This is a genomic window from Streptomyces sp. NPDC048516 (assembly GCF_043199875.1).
In the GTDB taxonomy this organism is placed as follows: Bacteria; Actinomycetota; Actinomycetes; order Streptomycetales; family Streptomycetaceae; genus Streptomyces.
This window is the reverse complement of sequence record NZ_JBICWS010000016.1, coordinates 59,052-76,729: the sequence shown is the minus strand read 5'-3', so window position 1 is coordinate 76,729 and position 17,678 is coordinate 59,052. Positions and strand designations below refer to the sequence as shown.

At 72.9% G+C, this 17,678-nt stretch carries 17 protein-coding genes; 15 read left to right on the top strand and 2 right to left on the bottom strand.

Annotated elements, in window-relative coordinates:
* Positions 1 to 4 precede the first annotated feature (4 nt).
* From ACGFR7_RS28125 to ACGFR7_RS28090, 8 genes are all read left to right on the top strand, one after another.
* Positions 5 to 1,114: a quinone-dependent dihydroorotate dehydrogenase gene (locus tag ACGFR7_RS28125; protein ID WP_393324705.1), complete on the top strand. Its 1,110-nt coding sequence runs from the start codon at positions 5 to 7 to the stop codon at positions 1,112 to 1,114.
* Positions 1,111 to 2,022: an orotidine-5'-phosphate decarboxylase gene (gene pyrF, locus ACGFR7_RS28120; RefSeq protein WP_393324703.1), complete on the top strand. Its 912-nt coding sequence runs from the start codon at positions 1,111 to 1,113 to the stop codon at positions 2,020 to 2,022. The genes ACGFR7_RS28125 and pyrF overlap by 4 nt, the downstream gene beginning before the upstream one ends.
* 215 nt (positions 2,023 to 2,237) lie before the next feature.
* Positions 2,238 to 2,561 (top strand): integration host factor, encoded by a 324-nt coding sequence (locus tag ACGFR7_RS28115; RefSeq protein WP_006607450.1) that lies wholly within the window; start codon positions 2,238 to 2,240, stop codon positions 2,559 to 2,561.
* 38 nt (positions 2,562 to 2,599) lie between these two features.
* Entirely contained in the window at positions 2,600 to 3,220 is a 621-nt protein-coding gene (gene gmk / locus ACGFR7_RS28110) for a guanylate kinase (RefSeq protein WP_393324701.1), read from the top strand.
* A 71-nt stretch (positions 3,221 to 3,291) separates the two neighbouring features.
* Complete coding sequence (gene rpoZ / locus ACGFR7_RS28105) at positions 3,292 to 3,564, top strand: DNA-directed RNA polymerase subunit omega (protein ID WP_005319902.1); 273 nt, start codon at positions 3,292 to 3,294, stop codon at positions 3,562 to 3,564.
* 127 nt (positions 3,565 to 3,691) lie between these two features.
* Positions 3,692 to 4,927, top strand: coding sequence for a bifunctional phosphopantothenoylcysteine decarboxylase/phosphopantothenate--cysteine ligase CoaBC (coaBC, locus tag ACGFR7_RS28100; RefSeq protein WP_393324699.1), 1,236 nt, complete (start codon positions 3,692 to 3,694; stop codon positions 4,925 to 4,927).
* Positions 4,928 to 5,180: 253 nt separating this feature from the next.
* Positions 5,181 to 6,389: a methionine adenosyltransferase gene (gene metK / locus ACGFR7_RS28095; protein WP_350249835.1), complete on the top strand. Its 1,209-nt coding sequence runs from the start codon at positions 5,181 to 5,183 to the stop codon at positions 6,387 to 6,389.
* Positions 6,390 to 6,512: 123 nt separating this feature from the next.
* Positions 6,513 to 8,651, top strand: coding sequence for a primosomal protein N' (locus ACGFR7_RS28090; protein ID WP_393324697.1), 2,139 nt, complete (start codon positions 6,513 to 6,515; stop codon positions 8,649 to 8,651).
* Between the two features lie 128 nt (positions 8,652 to 8,779).
* Here ACGFR7_RS28090 and ACGFR7_RS28085 read toward each other — a convergent pair whose 3' ends face one another.
* The gene (locus ACGFR7_RS28085; protein WP_393324695.1) at positions 8,780 to 9,337 is read right to left on the bottom strand and encodes a hypothetical protein; all 558 of its coding nucleotides are present in this window, start codon (positions 9,335 to 9,337) and stop codon (positions 8,780 to 8,782) included.
* 247 nt (positions 9,338 to 9,584) lie between these two features.
* On the opposite strand from ACGFR7_RS28085, the gene fmt reads away from it, so the two are divergent.
* Together fmt and ACGFR7_RS28075 are read left to right on the top strand one after the other, a co-directional pair.
* Positions 9,585 to 10,523: a methionyl-tRNA formyltransferase gene (gene fmt / locus ACGFR7_RS28080; RefSeq protein ID WP_393324693.1), complete on the top strand. Its 939-nt coding sequence runs from the start codon at positions 9,585 to 9,587 to the stop codon at positions 10,521 to 10,523.
* Positions 10,524 to 10,681: 158 nt separating this feature from the next.
* A complete protein-coding gene (locus tag ACGFR7_RS28075; RefSeq protein WP_393324691.1) occupies positions 10,682 to 12,115 on the top strand; it encodes an RsmB/NOP family class I SAM-dependent RNA methyltransferase in 1,434 nt (477 codons plus the stop codon).
* Between the two features lie 459 nt (positions 12,116 to 12,574).
* Here ACGFR7_RS28075 and ACGFR7_RS28070 read toward each other — a convergent pair whose 3' ends face one another.
* Positions 12,575 to 13,270: an SDR family oxidoreductase gene (locus ACGFR7_RS28070; protein WP_393324689.1), complete on the bottom strand. Its 696-nt coding sequence runs from the start codon at positions 13,268 to 13,270 to the stop codon at positions 12,575 to 12,577.
* Between the two features lie 300 nt (positions 13,271 to 13,570).
* Between ACGFR7_RS28070 and ACGFR7_RS28065 the strand changes: the two genes are divergently transcribed.
* From ACGFR7_RS28065 to ACGFR7_RS28045, 5 genes are all read left to right on the top strand, one after another.
* Positions 13,571 to 14,491, top strand: coding sequence for a LysR family transcriptional regulator (locus ACGFR7_RS28065; RefSeq protein WP_393324687.1), 921 nt, complete (start codon positions 13,571 to 13,573; stop codon positions 14,489 to 14,491).
* A gap of 152 nt (positions 14,492 to 14,643) precedes the next feature.
* Positions 14,644 to 15,327: a ribulose-phosphate 3-epimerase gene (gene rpe / locus ACGFR7_RS28060; protein ID WP_393324686.1), complete on the top strand. Its 684-nt coding sequence runs from the start codon at positions 14,644 to 14,646 to the stop codon at positions 15,325 to 15,327.
* 282 nt (positions 15,328 to 15,609) lie between these two features.
* The gene (locus ACGFR7_RS28055) at positions 15,610 to 16,626 is read left to right on the top strand and encodes a sugar-binding domain-containing protein (protein WP_336050943.1); all 1,017 of its coding nucleotides are present in this window, start codon (positions 15,610 to 15,612) and stop codon (positions 16,624 to 16,626) included.
* A gap of 120 nt (positions 16,627 to 16,746) precedes the next feature.
* Positions 16,747 to 17,214, top strand: coding sequence for a ribonuclease domain-containing protein (locus ACGFR7_RS28050; protein ID WP_393324684.1), 468 nt, complete (start codon positions 16,747 to 16,749; stop codon positions 17,212 to 17,214).
* Positions 17,211 to 17,654: a barstar family protein gene (locus tag ACGFR7_RS28045; RefSeq protein ID WP_336050903.1), complete on the top strand. Its 444-nt coding sequence runs from the start codon at positions 17,211 to 17,213 to the stop codon at positions 17,652 to 17,654. Before ACGFR7_RS28050 ends, ACGFR7_RS28045 begins: the two co-directional genes overlap by 4 nt.
* The last annotated feature ends 24 nt before the right edge of the window (positions 17,655 to 17,678 follow it).

Here is a 17,678-nt window from a genome sequence, read left to right as displayed (position 1 = left end):
GACGATGTACCGCCTCTTCTTCCACCTGATCTTCAAGCGCATGGACCCCGAGCAGGCCCACCACCTGGCCTTCCGCTGGATCCAGCTGGCCGTGCGCCTCCCCGTGCTGCGCACCTTCCTGGCGGCCGCCCTCGCACCCCGCTACCGGGAGCTGCGCACCGAGGCCCTGGGCCGCCGGATGCACGGTCCCTTCGGCCTGGCCGCCGGCTTCGACAAGAACGCCGTCGCCATCGACGGGATGACCATGCTGGGCTTCGACCATGTCGAGATCGGCACGGTCACCGCCCAGCCGCAGCCCGGCAACCCCAAGAAGCGCCTGTTCCGGCTCGTGGCGGACCGCGCGCTGATCAACCGGATGGGGTTCAACAACGACGGCTCCGCGTCCGTGGCGGCCCGTCTGGCGGCCCGCAACCCCGTCTTCCCGGCCACCGTCGGCGTCAACATCGGCAAGACCAAGGCCGTGCCGGAGGACGAAGCCGTCGCCGACTACGTCACCTCCACCGAGCGGCTCGCCCGGCACGCCGACTACCTGGTCGTCAACGTCTCCTCCCCGAACACCCCGGGGCTGCGCAACCTCCAGGCCGTCGACCATCTGCGCCCGCTGCTGACGGCCGTCCGCGAGGCCGCCGACCGTACGGTCACCGACCGCCGGGTCCCGCTGCTGGTCAAGATCGCCCCCGATCTGGCCGACGCGGACGTGGACGCGGTCGCCGATCTGGCCGTCGAGCTGGGCCTGGACGGGATCATCGCCACCAACACCACGATCGCCCGCGAGGGCCTGGGCCTGACCTCCGACCCGGCGCTGACCGCCGAGACCGGCGGCCTGTCCGGCGCGCCCGTCAAGGAGCGCTCCCTGGAGGTGCTGCGCCGCCTCTACGCCCGTGTCGGCGGCACGATCACCCTCATCGGGGTGGGCGGCATCGAGAACGCCGAGGACGCCTGGCAGCGCATCCTGGCCGGCGCCACCCTGGTCCAGGGCTACAGCGCCTTCATCTACCAGGGCCCGTTCTGGTGCCGCGCGATCCACAAGGGCCTCGCCGCCCGTCTGCGCAACAGCCCGTACGCCACTCTCGCCGACGCGGTCGGCGCCGAGCACAAGAAGGTGACCGCATGATCCAGGAATCCTTCGGCGCCCGCCCGTCGCCCGGCCACCGCCCCTCACCGAGGCCCTCCGGGCCGCAGGATTCGTCTGCGAACCCCTTCGGGGCCCGTCTGCGCCGCGCCATGGACGAGCGCGGCCCGCTCTGCGTCGGCATCGACCCGCACGCCTCGCTGCTGGCCGACTGGGGCCTGAACGACGATGTCGCGGGCCTGGCGCGGTTCACCCGGACCGTCGTGGAGGCCCTGGGCGAGACGGTGGCACTCTTCAAGCCACAATCCGCGTTCTTCGAGCGCTTCGGCTCCCGCGGCCTCGCCGTCCTGGAGACCGCCGTCGAGGAGGCGCGCGAGCGCGGTGCCCTGGTGCTGATGGACGCCAAGCGCGGCGACATCGGCTCGACCATGGCCGCCTACGCCGAGACCTACCTGCGCAAGGACTCGCCGCTGTTCTCCGACGCGCTGACCGTCTCCCCGTACCTCGGGTACGGCTCGCTGAAGCCGGCCGTCGACCTGGCGCGCGAGAACGGCGCCGGGCTCTTCGTCCTCGCCCTCACCTCCAACCCGGAGGGCGCCGAGGTCCAGCGGGCGGTGCGCGAGGACGGCCGCACGCTCGCCGCGACCATGCTCGGCCACCTCGCAGCCGAGAACGCCGGTGCCGAGCCGCTGGGCTCCTTCGGCGCGGTCGTCGGCGCCACGCTGGGCGATCTCTCCTCGTTCGACCTGGCGATCAACGGCCCGCTGCTCGCCCCCGGCATCGGCGCCCAGGGCGCCACCCCCGCCGACCTCCCGAAGGTCTTCGGTGACGCCGTGCGCAACGTCGTGCCGAGCGTCAGCCGGGGGGTGCTGCGGCACGGTCCGGACACCTCGGCGCTGCGCGCCGCGGCGGACCGATTCGCCGGCGAAGTGCGCACCGCGCTCGATTGAGAGCCTTCCGACGGGGACTTTGGTCCCGAATTGTCCTGGTCAGCAGAGTCTGACCAGGACTTTTCGCTTGTTCTCGCTGACTCCGGCGCCCTCTGGCGCTAGTCTCCGACGAGAGCACTGCACGTAAGCGCGTTGCTCGTTGCTCCGCAGGTGCGGGGCGACTAGGTTCCACACCGGTCCGTATCCGACAGTTCGACATCCGAGGTGACGTAGGCGTGGCTCTTCCGCCCCTTACCCCTGAACAGCGCGCAGCCGCGCTCGAGAAGGCCGCCGCGGCTCGCCGGGAGCGCGCCGAGGTCAAGAATCGGCTCAAGCACTCCGGTGCTTCCCTCCATGAGGTCATCAAGCAGGGCCAGGAGAACGACGTCATCGGCAAGATGAAGGTCTCCGCGCTCCTTGAGTCCCTGCCGGGCGTCGGCAAGGTCCGCGCCAAGCAGATCATGGAACGGCTCGGGATCTCCGAGAGCCGCCGTGTCCGGGGTCTTGGCTCCAACCAGATCGCGTCGCTGGAGCGCGAGTTCGGCAGCACTGCTTCCTGAATTTTCCGGCATCACCGGGAAGCTGGAATAATCGCTGCATGAGTTCTGCAGTCTCCGGGGGGACGACCCCCGCGCCCCCGGCCAGACAACCGCGACTGACCGTGCTCTCCGGCCCCTCCGGGGTCGGCAAGAGCACGGTCGTCGCGCATATGCGCAAGGTCCACCCCGAGGTCTGGCTCTCGGTATCGGCCACCACCCGCAAGCCGCGCCCCGGGGAGCGGCACGGTGTCCACTACTTCTTCGTCGACGACGGAGAATTCGACAAGCTCATCGCCAACGGTGAGCTGCTCGAATGGGCCGAGTTCGCGGGCAACCGGTACGGCACTCCCCGCAAGGCGGTGCTGGACCGCCTGGAGTCCGGGGAGCCGGTCCTGCTGGAGATCGACCTGCAGGGCGCCCGCCAGGTCCGCGAGTCCATGGGCGAAGCGCATCTGGTCTTCCTGGCCCCGCCGAGCTGGGACGAGCTGGTCCGCCGGCTCACCGGCCGGGGCACGGAGGCGCCGGAGGTCATCGAGCGCCGGCTGGCCGCCGCCAGGATCGAACTGGCGGCGGAGAAGGAGTTCGATACGACGCTTGTCAACACCTCCGTCGAGGACGTCAGCCGTGAGCTGCTAGCCTTGATGCTGGACAGGTCCGGAGACGAGAACACCAGCGGCTGACCGCGCAGCTCCCCGGACCGTCGAAGACTTTGCGTTACACCCCCGCTTCATCCCCCTTCGGAAGGTAGAGAGTGTCCTCTTCCATCACCGCACCCGAGGGCATCATCAACCCGCCCATTGATGAGCTTCTCGAGGCCACCGATTCGAAGTACAGCCTGGTGATCTACGCCGCCAAGCGCGCGCGCCAGATCAACGCGTACTACTCGCAGCTCGGCGAGGGCCTGCTCGAGTACGTCGGCCCGCTCGTGGACACCCACGTCCACGAGAAGCCCCTGTCGATCGCGCTGCGCGAGATCAACGCGGGCCTGCTGACCTCCGAGGCCATCGAGGGCCCGGCGCAGTAAGCAGCAGAACGTTTCACCTGGGGCCCGGCGGCGCTCCCCCGGCTAACGCTGGGAGGGGCTCCCAGCCGGGCCCTTGGTGTGTCATAGGGGCATACGTAGGGACCTAGGCCCGGGGAGCGGCGAAGCGATGGACAGGCGTGAGCGGGAGCGGCCCAGGGTCGTCCTGGGGGTGAGCGGCGGGATCGCCGCCTACAAGGCGTGTGAGCTGCTGCGGCGGCTGACCGAGTCCGGGCACGACGTACGGGTCGTGCCGACCGCCTCGGCGCTGCACTTCGTCGGGGAGGCCACCTGGTCGGCGCTGTCCGGCAACCCGGCAGGCACCGAGGTCTGGGAATCCGTCCACGAGGTCCCGCACGTCCGGATCGGCCAGGCCGCCGACCTCGTCGTGGTCGCCCCCGCCACCGCCGACCTGCTCGCCAAGGCGGCCCACGGCCTCGCCGACGATCTGCTGACCAATACCCTGCTCACCGCGCGCTGTCCGGTGGTCTTCGCCCCGGCGATGCACACCGAGATGTGGGAGCACCCCGCCACCCAGGAGAACGTCGCCACGCTGCGGCGCCGCGGCGCCCTCGTCATCGACCCGGCGGTCGGCCGGCTGACCGGCGTCGACACCGGCAAGGGCCGCTTCCCCGACCCGGCCGAGATCTTCGCCTTCTGCCGCCGGGTGCTGGCCCGCGGCGACCGGGCGGCGGAGCAGGATCTCGCCGGCCGCCGCGTCGTGGTCAGCGCGGGCGGCACCCGCGAGCCGCTGGACCCCGTCCGCTACCTGGGCAACCGCTCCTCCGGCAAACAGGGCTACGCGCTCGCCCGCACGGCGGCGGCCCGCGGTGCCCGGGTCACGCTGATCGCCGGCAACACCGAGCTGCCCGATCCGGCCGGGGTGGACGTGATCCGCATCGGCACCGCCCGTCAGCTCCATGAGGCGGTGCTGAAGGCCGCCGAGGACGCCGACGCGGTGATCATGGCCGCCGCCGTCGCCGATTTCCGGCCTGCCGTCTACGCCGACGGCAAGATCAAGAAGATCGAAGGGAAGGAGCCGGAACCGGTCGGTCTGGTCCGGAATCCGGACATCCTCGCCGAACTCTCCGCCGAGCGGGCCCGCCCCGGCCGGCTCGTGGTCGGCTTTGCCGCGGAGACCGACGACGTGCTCGCCAACGGCCGCGCCAAGCTGGCCCGCAAGGGCTGTGACCTGCTGGTCGTCAATGAGGTCGGCGAGCACAAGACCTTCGGTTCGGCGGAGAACGAGGCGGTGATCCTGGCGGCCGACGGAACCGAGACCCCGGTCCCGTACGGCCCCAAGGAGGACCTGGCCGACATGGTCTGGGACCTGGTCGCGCCCCGCCTGGCCGAGACTCGCCCCTGACACGCCCGTACGGACCCCGGAGTCACTCTGCCGGCCGCCTAAACTCCGGCATGTCCCCTTGACCCGGCCCATACTCGAGGTGATCGTCCTACCGAGGGCCGTGGTGTCCCAGGTCACGGGGGGTCCATAAATCGAGACCGCGTGCCCGAACGCCGCACACGACCGATAAACTGGCGAGTGGATCGGGCCGAGCGCAGCTCTCGGCCCTTCCGCCAATGATCAGCCAGCAGCCGCTGCAACCCCAGGGAGCGATGTGTCCCGCCGCCTGTTCACCTCGGAGTCCGTCACCGAGGGCCACCCCGACAAGATCGCTGACCAGATCAGCGACACCATCCTCGACGCTCTCCTCAAGGAAGACCCGACCTCCCGGGTCGCCGTGGAGACGTTGATCACCACCGGCCTGGTGCATGTGGCCGGCGAGGTGACGACGAAGGCGTACGCCGACATCCCCAACCTCGTCCGCAACAAGATCCTGGACATCGGTTACGACTCGTCCAAGAAGGGCTTCGACGGCGCTTCCTGCGGCGTCTCGGTGTCCATCGGCGCGCAGTCCCCGGACATCGCCCAGGGTGTCGACACCGCGTACGAGAACCGCGTCGAGGGCGACGACGACGAGCTGGACAAGCAGGGCGCCGGCGACCAGGGCCTGATGTTCGGCTACGCCTGCGACGAGACCCCGGAGCTGATGCCGCTCCCGATCAACCTCGCGCACCGCCTGTCCAAGCGCCTGTCCGAGGTCCGCAAGAACGGCACCATCCCCTACCTCCGCCCCGACGGCAAGACCCAGGTCACCATCGAGTACGACGGCCACAAGGCCGTCCGCCTCGACACCGTCGTGGTCTCCTCCCAGCACGCCAGCGACATCGACCTCGACTCGCTGCTCGCTCCCGACATCCGCGAGTTCGTCGTCGAGCACGTCCTGGCCCAGCTGGTCGAGGACGGCATCAAGCTGGACACCGACGGCTACCGGCTGCTGGTCAACCCGACCGGCCGCTTCGAGATCGGCGGCCCCATGGGTGACGCCGGCCTCACCGGCCGCAAGATCATCATCGACACCTACGGCGGCATGGCCCGCCACGGCGGCGGTGCCTTCTCCGGCAAGGACCCGTCCAAGGTCGACCGCTCGGCCGCCTACGCGATGCGCTGGGTCGCCAAGAACGTCGTCGCCGCCGGTCTCGCGGCCCGCTGCGAGGTTCAGGTCGCCTACGCCATCGGCAAGGCCGAGCCGGTCGGTCTCTTCGTCGAGACCTTCGGCACCGCCACCGTCGACACCGACAAGATCGAGCAGGCCATCGGCGAGGTCTTCGACCTCCGCCCGGCCGCCATCATCCGCGACCTCGATCTGCTCCGTCCCATCTACGCCCAGACCGCCGCCTACGGCCACTTCGGCCGTGAGCTGGAGGACTTCACCTGGGAGCGCACGGACCGGGTGGAGGCGCTGAAGAAGGCTGCGGGTCTCTAGGACTCCTCGGTTTTCGTACCGCCCGTGTAGTGGCCCACGGCCCCGGACCGCACCAGTGGTCCGGGGCCGTCGGCTGTCCACAGGCGCCCCTCGCTGTCCGTGCCATCTGCTAAGACTGATGCTGTGAGCAGGGAGAACGGGCGACCGGAGGCGGGGGCGTCGGGTGCGGGCGAGCAGTTGGCCCTCATCCGGGAGGCCGTGCGGGAGACCAAGGCGGAGCGGGCGAAGCCGCGGACGTGGCGGGGCGCCGAGCTGGCCGCCGGGCTGCCGGTGGCGCGGGTGCTGGTCGACAAGGGGCTGGTGCACCTCGACCGCTATTTCGATTACGCGGTGCCCGCGGCGATGGACGCCGAGGCCCAGCCCGGGGTGCGGGTGCGGGTGCGCTTCGGGGCGGGGGAGAAGGGCGGCCGTCGTGAGGGCGGCAAGCTGGTCAGCGGATTCATCGTGGAGCGGGCCGCGGAGAGCGACTACCGCGGGGTGCTCGCCCCGATCGCACAGGTGCTGTCGTCCGAGCGGGTGCTGACGCCCGAGCTGCTGGGGCTGTGCCGGGCGGTGGCGGACCGCTATGCCGGGACGCTCGCCGATGTGGTGCAGCTGGCCGTGCCACCGCGCCGGGCGCGGGCGGAGGCCAAGCCGTCGCCGGCCCCACTGCCGCCCAACCCCGCCCCGGAGCCCGGCAGTTGGGTCCGCTATGGTGCGGGCTCCGGGTTCCTGGCGGCGCTGACGCGGGGGGATGTGCCGCGGGCGGTGTGGACGGCGCTCCCCGGGGCGACCTGGCCGCAGGAGCTGGCGAGGGCGGTGGCCGCGGCGCTGGCCGGCGGGCGTGGCGCGCTGGTGGTGGTGCCGGACGGGCGCGCCGCGGCGCGGGTGGACGCGGCCCTCGGCGAGCTGATCGGCGAGGGCCGGCATGTGCTGCTGACCGCCGATGCCGGGCCCGAGGAGCGCTACCGCCGCTGGCTGGCGGTCAGCCGTGGCGCGGTGCGCGCCGTGGTCGGCACGCGCGCGGCGATGTTCGCACCGGTCGCAGGACTGGGCCTGGTCGCCCTGTGGGACGACGGGGACGCCAGCCACAGCGATCCGCATGCGCCCCAGCCACACGCCCGTGAGGTCCTGATCCAGCGGTCGGTCAACGAGCGCGCCGGATTTCTGCTGGGCGGGCTGAGCTGCACGGTCGAGGCGGCCCAGCTCGTCGAAACCGGCTGGGCGCGCCCGCTGACCGCCGAGCGCGAGCAGGTGCGGAGTGCTGCGCCGCTGGTGCGTACGGTCAGCGACGGTGACGAGGCGCGGGACGCCGCGGCGCGCGCCGCCCGGTTGCCGACGATGGCCTGGCAGGTGATGCGCGAGGGCCTGCAGCGCGGGCCGGTGCTCGTGCAGGTGCCGCGCCGGGGGTATGCGCCCCGCCTGGCCTGCGAACGCTGCCGTACTCCCGCGCGCTGCCGGGCCTGTGCGGGCCCGCTGGAGTCGCAGGACGCGGGCGAGCTGGCCTGTGCGTGGTGCGGCCGGCCCGAGCCGGACTGGCACTGTGCCGAGTGCGGCGGGGCGCGGCTGCGGGCCCAGGTCGTGGGGGCGCGGCGGACGGCGGAGGAGCTGGGCCGGGTGTTCCCGTCGGTCCCGGTGCGCACCTCGGGGCGCGATCATGTGCTGCCCACGGTTCCGGGGGTGCCCGCGCTGGTGGTGAGCACACCGGGCGCGGAGCCGGTGGCCGAGGACGGCGGATACGCGGCGGCGCTGCTGCTGGACGGCTGGGCGCTGCTGGGGCGGCCGGACCTGCGGGCGGGGGAGGAGGCACTGCGCCGCTGGCTGGGCGCCGCCGCGCTGGTCCGAGGTCAGGCGGAGGGCGGCACCGTCGCGGTGATCGCGGAGCCGACGCTGCGGCCGGTGCAGGCGCTGGTGCGCTGGGACCCGGTCGGTCATGCGGTCCGCGAGCTGGCCGAACGGGCCGAGTTGGGCTTCCCTCCGGTGTCGCGGATGGCTTCGGTGGCCGGCCGCGCGGAGGATGTCGTCGAGCTGCTGAGGGATGCCGGACTCCCCGCGGGCGCCGAGGTGCTGGGGCCCGTTCCGCTCCCGGCGTCGGACCCCGCGCGCCCGCGCCGCCCCGGCGACCCGCCGCCGGGCGAGCAGTGGGAACGCGCCCTGGTCCGCGTCCGCCCCGGCCAGGGTGCCGCCCTCGCCGCGGCGCTCAAGGCCGCCCGCGCGGCCCGGCTGGTCAAGCGGGAGGGCGAGGCGGTTCGGGTACGCATCGATCCGCCCGATCTGGGCTGAGGCGCCCGGGTGCTCCCGGACATGGCGGTGCTCCCGGACATGGCGCCGCCCCGGGACCGCTGTCGGCGGGTGATCCCGGGGCGTTGGCGGGCGGCGGGAGAGCCAAGGGCGCTCGGTGCCGGGGTGGTTCAGCCGTTGCGGGGGCCGGGGAAGGCGCCCGGGCGGGCCGGCTCGTCGCGGGAGACCGTGGAGGGCTGGGCGGGCATGGCGCGGGCGGCCGGGACGGACGGGGAACCGGGCAGGCCCGCGGTCATGGTCACCGCACGGCTCGCGGCGGCGGCATCGGGCGAACGCACCGTCGGCTCACCGCCGTTGCTCTCCGCGGAGGGCTGGGCGGCGGCCCGGCGGGCACCGTAACGGCGGTGCACCGCCTGCTTGGTGACGCCGAGTGCCGAGCCCACCGCGTCCCAGGAGAAGCCCAGCGAACGGTCGAAGTCGACCGCGGCCGTGACCAGGGTTTCGACGCTGTCCCGCAGCTCCTGGGCGAGGCGCACCGTCGGGGCGGGGGCGCGTCCGTAGACGACGAAGCCTGCGGAGGGGCCCGTGCGCCGCGGCCGGTAGACGTTGCCGAGCTGAGCGGTCAGCGTGCGCAGTGCGTCCACCTGCCGGCGCACCCGTTCGATGTCCCGCACCAGGAGATGCAGGCTGGCGCGCGCCTGGGCGTCGTGGGTTGCGTGGTCGGCCATGAGCAAGCCTCTCGAACCGGCGTGGAAAGGAAGGGTGAAAGCGAGCGGGCCGCCAAAGCGGCCCGGTCCGGGTCAATGCTGTTTGACCAACGCGACAGCAGCGGCTCTGGTCACGGTATGGGGGCGCACGAGCTTCCGTACAAGGCGCGGGAAATGTCGTACGCCCCCTGATCCACCGCCCATGGCCTGGGACGTCCCCATAGACTGGTGTGTCGTTCCGCTGCGTGTGAGAGGTAGATCGCCACCCATGAGGCTCGTCTTCGCCGGCACCCCCGAGGTCGCCGTACCCGCCCTCGATGCCCTGCTCGCCTCGGACCGGCACGAGGTCGTGGCCGTCGTCACCCGGCCCGACGCGCCCGCGGGGCGCGGCCGGAAGCTGGTCGCCAGCCCCGTCGCGGAGCGGGCGGAGGAGGCGGGCATCGAGGTGCTCAAGCCCGTCAAGCCGCGCGACGAGGACTTCCTGGACCGGCTGCGGGAGATCGCGCCGGACTGCTGCCCGGTGGTCGCCTACGGGGCGCTGCTGCCGAAGGCCGCGCTCGACATTCCCGCCAAGGGGTGGGTCAATCTGCACTTCTCGCTGCTGCCCGCGTGGCGGGGCGCGGCGCCCGTGCAGCATGCGGTGCTGGCGGGGGACGAGGTGACCGGTGCCTCGACGTTCCAGATCGAGACCGGACTGGACTCCGGCCCGGTTTTCGGGGTGCTGACCGAGGAGGTCCGGCCGACCGATACCAGCGGCGATCTGCTCACCCGGCTGGCATTCGCCGGCTCCGGGCTGCTGGTGGCGACGATGGACGGCATCGAGGAGGGCACGCTGCAGGCGGTGCCGCAGCCGGCCGACGGGGTCACGCTCGCGCCGAAGATCGAGGTCGAGGACGCCAAGGTGGACTGGGCGGCGCCCGCGCTGCGGGTCGACCGGGTGATCCGCGGCTGTGCGCCCGCGCCGGGGGCCTGGACGGTCTTCCGCGGCGAGCGCCTCAAGCTGATGTCGGCCGCTGACGCCGCGGGCCACACCGGGCCCGCCCTCGCGCCCGGCGAACTCGCCGTGACAAAGAAGGCGGTGTACGCCGGTACCGGCAGCCACCCCGTCGAACTCGGCTGGGTCCAGCCGCAGGGCAAGAAGCCGATGAAGGCGGCCGATTGGGCCCGCGGGGTGCGGATCGAGAGCGGGGAGCGGCTGGGGGACTGAACCCCCGGCGTGCGCTGCCGGGCGGGCCGGCAGCCGCCGGAGGGCGGCCCCGGTCCGGCTCCGGCCTCTCCGCGCGGTCCGGCCTCTCCGCGCGGTCCGGCCGCGTGCCCGCGTAGGCTGGGAGGGACCCCTCATCTCGTATCCGGAGCACCTTTTCTGTGAGCCAGCAGCCGCGCCGCCGCCCCAGCAAGCCCCATCGCCGCCCGCAGAAGGACCCGGTCAGGGTCCTCGCGTTCGAGGCGTTGCGGGCCGTCGACGAGCGGGACGCGTACGCGAACCTCGTGTTGCCGCCGTTGTTGCGCAAGGCACGCGAGGGCGGCGACTTCGACGCCCGGGACGCGGCGCTGGCGACGGAGCTGGTCTATGGCTCGCTTCGGTGGCAGGGGACGTATGACGCGGTCATCGCGAACTGTGTGGACCGGCCGCTGCGGGAGGTGGACCCGCCGGTCCTGGACGTGCTGACCCTCGGCGCGCACCAGTTGCTCGGCACCCGCATTCCGACGCATGCCGCGGTGAGCGCCAGCGTCGAGCTGGCGCGGGTGGTGCTGGGCGACGGTCGGGCGAAGTTCGTCAACGCGGTGCTGCGCAAGGTCGCGGCCCATGACCTGGACGGCTGGCTGGAGCGGGTCGCCCCGGAGTACGACGAGGACCCCGAGGACCACCTCGGCATCGTGCACGCACACCCCCGCTGGATCGTCTCGGCGCTGTGGGACGCGCTCGGCGGGGGCCGGGCCGGTATCGAGGACCTGCTGGAGGCGGACAACGAACGCCCCGAGGTGACGCTGGTCGCCCGGCCCGGCCGGAGCACCACCGAGGAGCTGGTGGCGGCGGCCGGCGCGGACAGCGTGCTCCCCGGACGCTGGTCCCCGTATGCGGTGCGGCTCGCGGAAGGCGGGGAGCCGGGCGCCCTGGGGCCGGTCGGCGAAGGGCGCGCCGGGGTGCAGGACGAGGGCAGCCAGCTCGTCGCCCTCGCGCTGGCGAACGCACCGGTCGAGGGCCCCGACCGCGCCTGGCTCGACGGCTGCGCGGGCCCCGGCGGCAAGGCAGCGCTGCTGGCGGCGCTCGCGGCCGAGCGCGGTGCCGCCCTGCTGGCCTCGGAGAAGCAGCCGCACCGGGCACGCCTGGTGGCGCGGGCACTCGACGGCAACCCCGGTCCGTATGCGGTCATCACCGCCGACGGCACCCGCCCGGCCTGGCGGTCCGGCTCCTTCGACCGGGTGCTGGTCGACGTGCCGTGCACCGGTCTGGGGGCGCTGCGCCGGCGGCCGGAGGCGCGCTGGCGGCGCCGCCCCGAGGACCTGGACGGGTTCGCCCCGCTGCAGCGCGAACTGCTCCGGCAGGCGCTCACGGCCGTACGGGTCGGCGGCGTCGTCGGCTACGCGACCTGCTCGCCGCATCCGGCCGAGACCCGGGCCGTGGTGGACGACGTCCTCAAGGGGCGGGGCGGCGAGCCGGTGCAGGTGGAGTGGATCGACGCCCGCCCGCTGATGCCCGGCGTCCCGGCGCTCGGCGACGGGCCGGACGTCCAGCTGTGGCCGCATCTGCACGGCACGGACGCGATGTATCTGGCGTTGCTGCGCCGGACGGCATGAGGAGACGTCTGCCTTCGTGGTGTCCCGGAGCCGCTGCGGTGGGAGCACCCTGCGCCACCCCGCGCTATGCCATCCCCTGCGGTGGTCTCCCGCTACGAATGGCGGCGCAGACCCCATGAGGTGAGTCTGCGCCGCCGTTCAGTGCCTGGGGCGCGCCGGATGGCCGACGCGTGATCAGGGGCGGTCGAGGTCGTCCGCGGTTCCGTCGATCGTTGGACCGCAGCCGGGCGGGAAATGAGCGACGGCCCAAGCGGCGGCCTCGTCGGTGCGAGTGCTGTCGTTGGGTGCTCCTTGCCCAGTTGGTCGCGGGTCTTGTGGTTCTTGCCAAGCAGCTCAGCCGCCCACCCAGGCAGAACCGGCGGCCGCACTCGAAGCGGGGGAGGCGGAACGGGACATTCCGAACGAGGGCCTACCGCGCTGCAGCAGGAACACTGCTCCGGCGCGACCCGGTCGCGGCGTCTACCAGGGCACGGCCTGACCCTGGTAGTCGAGAAAGCGCAGACCGGGTTCCCCCCGGTGGCCCTCGATCGTCTCCACCACCCCGGGAATGCTCTCCTCCACGCTGAGCTCGGCGTCCGGGCCGCCGAGCTCGGTGCGCACCCAGCCCGGGTCGATGAGCAGCAGCTTGCGGGTGTCCTCGGCATGGCGGGCGGCGTAGCTGCGCATCAGCTGGTTGAGCGCGGACTTGCTGGCCCGGTACAGATCCTGTCCGCCCTCGGTGTTCAGGGCGATGCTTCCCTGGTCGGAGGACATGACGCCGATGGTCCCGTGGGGCGCGACCAGCGGGCGCAGGGATTCCACGACGCGCATCGGGCTGAGGGCGTTGGTGACCATGACCTCGGTGAACATGTCCGTCGGTACCTCGCCGATCGGGAGGTCGCCGCGTGTGATGGCGGCGTTGACGAAGAGCAGGTCGAGGGTGCGCCGGGCCAGCCGGTCGCGCAGTGCCGAGATCTGCTCCGGCTCGGTCATCTCCAGCGACTCGATGGTCAGCCGCCCTCCGGAGGCTTCGGCCAGGTCGTGGAGGCCGGTGCGCCGGCTGCCGCGGACCGTGCCGATGACGTCCCAGCCACGGCGCAGGTACTCGGCGGCGAGCCCGAGGCCCAGAGTCCGGGAGGCCCCGATGACGAGGGCGGTCTTGCGGGTGTCGGTCATGTGATTCCTCTTGCGGTTCAGGATTGTGGTCAGGGTCGCGGGTCAGGAGGTGTGGGGCCGGGGCTGCCGCGAGACCTCGTTGACGCGGCCGGTGAACGTGGCGGCGTGGCCGTCCAACGGCGGCCGTGCGTGGCCCGCTTGACGGTGCAGTACCTCGGACATGAGGTGCGCGCCGTACCGCGGGGCGGAGGTCCGCGTGGGTGCCGCCCGCCGGAGAGGCGATGGCGATCACGAGGCAAGTCTCCGAGGGGTTCGGCCGGGCGTCCAATACCCTTTCCACCACGTTGATACCTTTCGGGCATGGATTTAGATCTGCGCAAGCTCCGCTATTTCGTCGCGGTGGCCGAGCACCGGCAATTCGGCCGGGCGGCACAGGCGTTGTTCATCGCGCAGCCCGTCCTCAGCCGGCAGATCCGCGCCTTCGAGCAGGAGTTGGGCTGCCTGCTGTTCACGCGGACCACGCGCAGCGTCGAACTGACCGCCGCGGGACGGCAGTTGTACGACGAGGCGGGCAGGATCACCACGGTGGTGGAGACGGCGCTGCGGCGCGTGCACGAGGCCGGGCGGGGCGAGCAGCGGCTCGTCGTCGCCTTCTCGCCCGGCCTGCGCGTGTCGGAGGCGATCCGGGCGTTCACGGCGAGCCACCCGAAGGTTGAGATCGATGTGTTTCCGCTGCGCTGGTGGGAGCAGGACGCCCCGCTCCGCGACGGCCGCGCGCACGTCGGATACCTCCGGCGCCCCTTCGACGACGCGGGGCTGCGCACCGTCCCCATCGGCCACGAGACCAAGGTCGCGTGCCTGCCCGTGACCCATCGGCTGGCCGGCCGTCGCACCCTCACGTCGGCCGCTCTCGACGGTGAGCCGGTCCTCGACGTCAGGACGCGGCGGACCTCCTCACTGGAGGAGAAGTTCGAGCTCATCGCCTCCGGGCAGGGCCTCGCGCTCGTCCCCCTCAGTGTCGCGGCCTCATACTCCCGCCCCGACCTCGTCTACCTGCCCGTCAGCGATGCCCCGCCCGTCGAGACCTGCCTGGCGGTTCCGGAGGACAACTGCGCGGGCCCCGTGCCGGACTTCCTGGACATCGCCACCGCAACGCTGCGCCGGCCGTCCGGCGAGGCGAAGGCGGAGGCGGAGGCGGAGGACGCCGGGGCCGCGAGCCATGCGCCCTTCCGCGGCGGCCGCCCAGGCGGCGAACCGGTGCGCGCGGCGTCCGCGGACTGACCGAGCGGGCGGCGACCGAGCACGCGGGGGAGCGCTCATCGGCGCCCTCGAAGCCCGCGCTCCGCGTCCGGGGGCGCCGGGGTGTCACAGGCCCGCCGGTCCCCGTCCCTCCCGCCGCCGCCCGCTCCCGGCCCGCACGCCATACTGGGGGCATGGCCTTGATCAACCCCAGCATCCTGTCCGCAGACTTCGCCCGCCTCGCCGAGGAGGCGCAGGCCGTCAAGGGCGCCGACTGGCTGCACGTCGACGTCATGGACAACCACTTCGTCCCGAACCTCACCCTCGGTGTGCCGGTGGTCGAGTCGCTGAGCAAGGCGACGGACACCCCCCTCGACCTGCATCTGATGATCGAGGACCCGGACCGCTGGGCGCCGCAGTACATCGAGGCCGGAGCCGGGTCCGTGACGTTCCACGTGGAGGCGGCGGCCGCGCCGGTGCGGCTGGCGCGGGAGATCCGGGCCAAGGGCGCGCGGGCGGCGATGGCGCTGAAGCCGGCCACGCCGATCGAGCCGTACGAGGACCTGCTTCCCGAGCTCGACATGGTGCTGATCATGACCGTGGAGCCCGGCTTCGGCGGCCAGGCATTCCTGGACATCATGTTGCCGAAGATCCGCCGCACCCGTGAACTGATCTCCCGGCACGGCCTGCAGCTGGGGCTCCAGGTGGACGGCGGGGTCTCGGCGGCCACCATCGAGCGGTGCGCCGAAGCGGGCGCCGATGTGTTCGTGGCGGGCTCCGCGGTGTACGGCGCGGACGACCCGGCCAAGGCGGTCCGGGACCTGCGCGAGCAGGCCGAAACGGCGACCGCGGCGGCGGGCTGGGGCTGCGCGCACTGAGTGCGCGGGCCTGTCCGCACAGTCCCGTCGTTCGCCCGCAGGGCAGGCGGGATGGAAGACAGGCCCTGGGGACCGGAGCCGGCGGCCCGGCTGATTCACGCCACGGGAATTTGCCCGTGGCCGGGGCCCTGCCGCCCGTTGTGCGGGGCGCAACCGAGCGTTCACGAGGGTCGGGGCGGTCATGGTCCCCGTTGCCGCCGGGTTTCTGAAAGGATGAGCAAAGACTCGATCAGATGCGCAAAAGGGGAGAATTTCGTGGTAGCCAGCCGCCCACAGTCCGGAATGGGCCCTGCCGAGCTGGTGCAGGCCGCGGCCATGGCCCGCCGTTTCTATCTTGAGGGCAAGTCGAAGATCCAGATCGCGGAGGAGTTCGGCGTCAGCCGGTTCAAGGTCGCGCGGGTGCTGGAGACCGCCCTGGAACGTGATCTCGTACGGATCGAGATCCGGGTGCCCTCCGAGCTGGACGCCGAACGTTCCGACGCCTTGCGGGCCCGCTACGGGCTGCGGCACGCGGTCGTTGTCGAGTCGCCCGCGGACGCTCCCCCCGCCTTCGGCGGCCAGACGCCGCCCGACGACGCCGCGGACCCGGAGAACCTGGGCGAGGTCGCGGCCGATCTCCTCGGTGAGCTGGTCACCGAGGGCGATGTGCTGGGGCTCGCGTGGGGCCGGTCGACCATTCATATGGCGGCCGCGTTGCACCGCCTCCCGCCCTGCACCGTGGTGCAGTTGACCGGTGTGTACGACGCCGGTACCGCCGACCGCGGCTCGGTCGAGGCGGTGCGCCGCGCGGCCGATGTCGCCGGCGGTGAGGCGCATCCGATCTATGCGCCGATGCTGCTGCCCGACTCGGCGACCGCCGAGGCGCTGCGCCGCCAGACCGGCATCGCCCGCGCGTTCGACTACTTCGACAAGGTCACCGTCGCCTGCGTCTCCATCGGTTCCTGGGAACCGGGCGTCTCGACCGTCTACGACATGCTCTCGGAGCAGGAGCGGGAGCACTACGCCTCGCTCGGGGCGGCCGCCGAGATGTCGGCGCACCTCTTCGACGCCGAAGGACGCCGGATCGGCCGGGACCTCGGCGAGCGCTGCATCACCGTCGAGGCGGACCGGCTCCGCCGTATCCCGGAGGTCGTCGCCATCGCCGGCGGCCGGCGCAAGGCCGACGCGATCGGCGCGGTGCTCCGCTCCGGCCTGGTGACCAGCCTGGTCACGGACACCGCCGCGGCCGACCACCTGCTGCTGGAGACCGGCCCCGGGCCGCGCCCCGCACTGGACCGGGCGGATCCTGACGGGGCGTGACCCGCGCCGGGCGGGACGCGGCGGCGGATGGCCCTGCGTGACCGCCCCACCGCCCCGCCCGGGCCCCCTGGCGCCGGTCACCGACGAGCAGCCTGCGCAGCCCTGTGACAGCATCGGCGCATGGTGATCCGCTCCGTCCCGCGTCGTGCCGCCGCTGTCCTCGGCACGCTGCTCGCAGGGCTGCTCCTCGTGCTGACCGGCTGTGCCACGGGCGGTGGCGCGGGCGGGAGTTCGTCCGGATCGCCGCGGTCCACCGCCACGGCCGCAGCCGACGCGCCGGGCCCCTCCGGCGCCCCGGACCGGCCGCGGGGCATGCCGGTCGTGCCGGCCGGCGCGCTGCCCGCCCCGGCGCGGGACACCCTCCGGCTCATCGACGCCGGCGGTCCCTTCCCGTATCCGCAGGACGGCACCGTGTTCGGCAACCGTGAGCGGCTGCTGCCCCGTCAGCCGCGTGGCTACTACCACGAGTACACGGTGCCCACGCCCGGCTCGCCGGACCGCGGAGCCCGCCGGCTCGTCACCGGACGCAGCCATGAGACGTACTACACCGACGACCACTACCGGACCTTCAAGGCGGTGCTTCGATGACGGGTTCCGTGCCCCGGCCGCTCGCCGCGGTGCTCGACGGACGTACGCCCCCCGGGGTGCTGCCCTGGCCGGCGGAGCGCTCGGTGGCCCAGGCGCTGGCCGCCGCGCGGGACGCCGGCTGGACCGGCACGTCCCTGGATCTGGAGGGGGTCGCGGACAAGGCCGCCTTCATGGACCGGTGCGCCCGCGCCCTGCGGCTGCCGGACTGGTTCGGCCGCAACTGGGACGCGCTCGCCGACTGCCTCACCGATCTGTCCTGGTGCCCCGCCGACCGCGGCCGGCTGCTCGTCGTGACGGGCTGGCAGGGCTATGCGGCCGCGTCGCCGGACGAGTGGAGCATCGTCGAGGGCGTACTGGCGGATGCGGTGGGCTACTGGCGCGACACGGACACCGGGCTGGCCGTGATCATGGCCAGGGGACGGGACCGGCAGGGAGTGTAGCGGCGGCGCACCAGGCCTGACCGG

Excerpts from the sequence above, each read along its gene's own strand:
- ACGFR7_RS28125 (WP_393324705.1), top strand. The coding sequence starts at position 5 with ATGTACCGCCTCTTCTTCCACCTGATCTTCAAGCGCATGGACCCCGAG.
- pyrF (WP_393324703.1), top strand. The coding sequence starts at position 1,111 with ATGATCCAGGAATCCTTCGGCGCCCGCCCGTCGCCCGGCCACCGCCCC.
- gmk (WP_393324701.1), top strand. The coding sequence starts at position 2,600 with ATGAGTTCTGCAGTCTCCGGGGGGACGACCCCCGCGCCCCCGGCCAGA.
- coaBC (WP_393324699.1), top strand. The coding sequence starts at position 3,692 with ATGGACAGGCGTGAGCGGGAGCGGCCCAGGGTCGTCCTGGGGGTGAGC.
- ACGFR7_RS28085 (WP_393324695.1), bottom strand. The coding sequence starts at position 9,337 with ATGGCCGACCACGCAACCCACGACGCCCAGGCGCGCGCCAGCCTGCAT.
- fmt (WP_393324693.1), top strand. The coding sequence starts at position 9,585 with ATGAGGCTCGTCTTCGCCGGCACCCCCGAGGTCGCCGTACCCGCCCTC.
- ACGFR7_RS28070 (WP_393324689.1), bottom strand. The coding sequence starts at position 13,270 with ATGACCGACACCCGCAAGACCGCCCTCGTCATCGGGGCCTCCCGGACT.
- ACGFR7_RS28065 (WP_393324687.1), top strand. The coding sequence starts at position 13,571 with ATGGATTTAGATCTGCGCAAGCTCCGCTATTTCGTCGCGGTGGCCGAG.
- rpe (WP_393324686.1), top strand. The coding sequence starts at position 14,644 with ATGGCCTTGATCAACCCCAGCATCCTGTCCGCAGACTTCGCCCGCCTC.
- ACGFR7_RS28055 (WP_336050943.1), top strand. The coding sequence starts at position 15,610 with ATGGGCCCTGCCGAGCTGGTGCAGGCCGCGGCCATGGCCCGCCGTTTC.
- ACGFR7_RS28050 (WP_393324684.1), top strand. The coding sequence starts at position 16,747 with ATGGTGATCCGCTCCGTCCCGCGTCGTGCCGCCGCTGTCCTCGGCACG.
- ACGFR7_RS28045 (WP_336050903.1), top strand. The coding sequence starts at position 17,211 with ATGACGGGTTCCGTGCCCCGGCCGCTCGCCGCGGTGCTCGACGGACGT.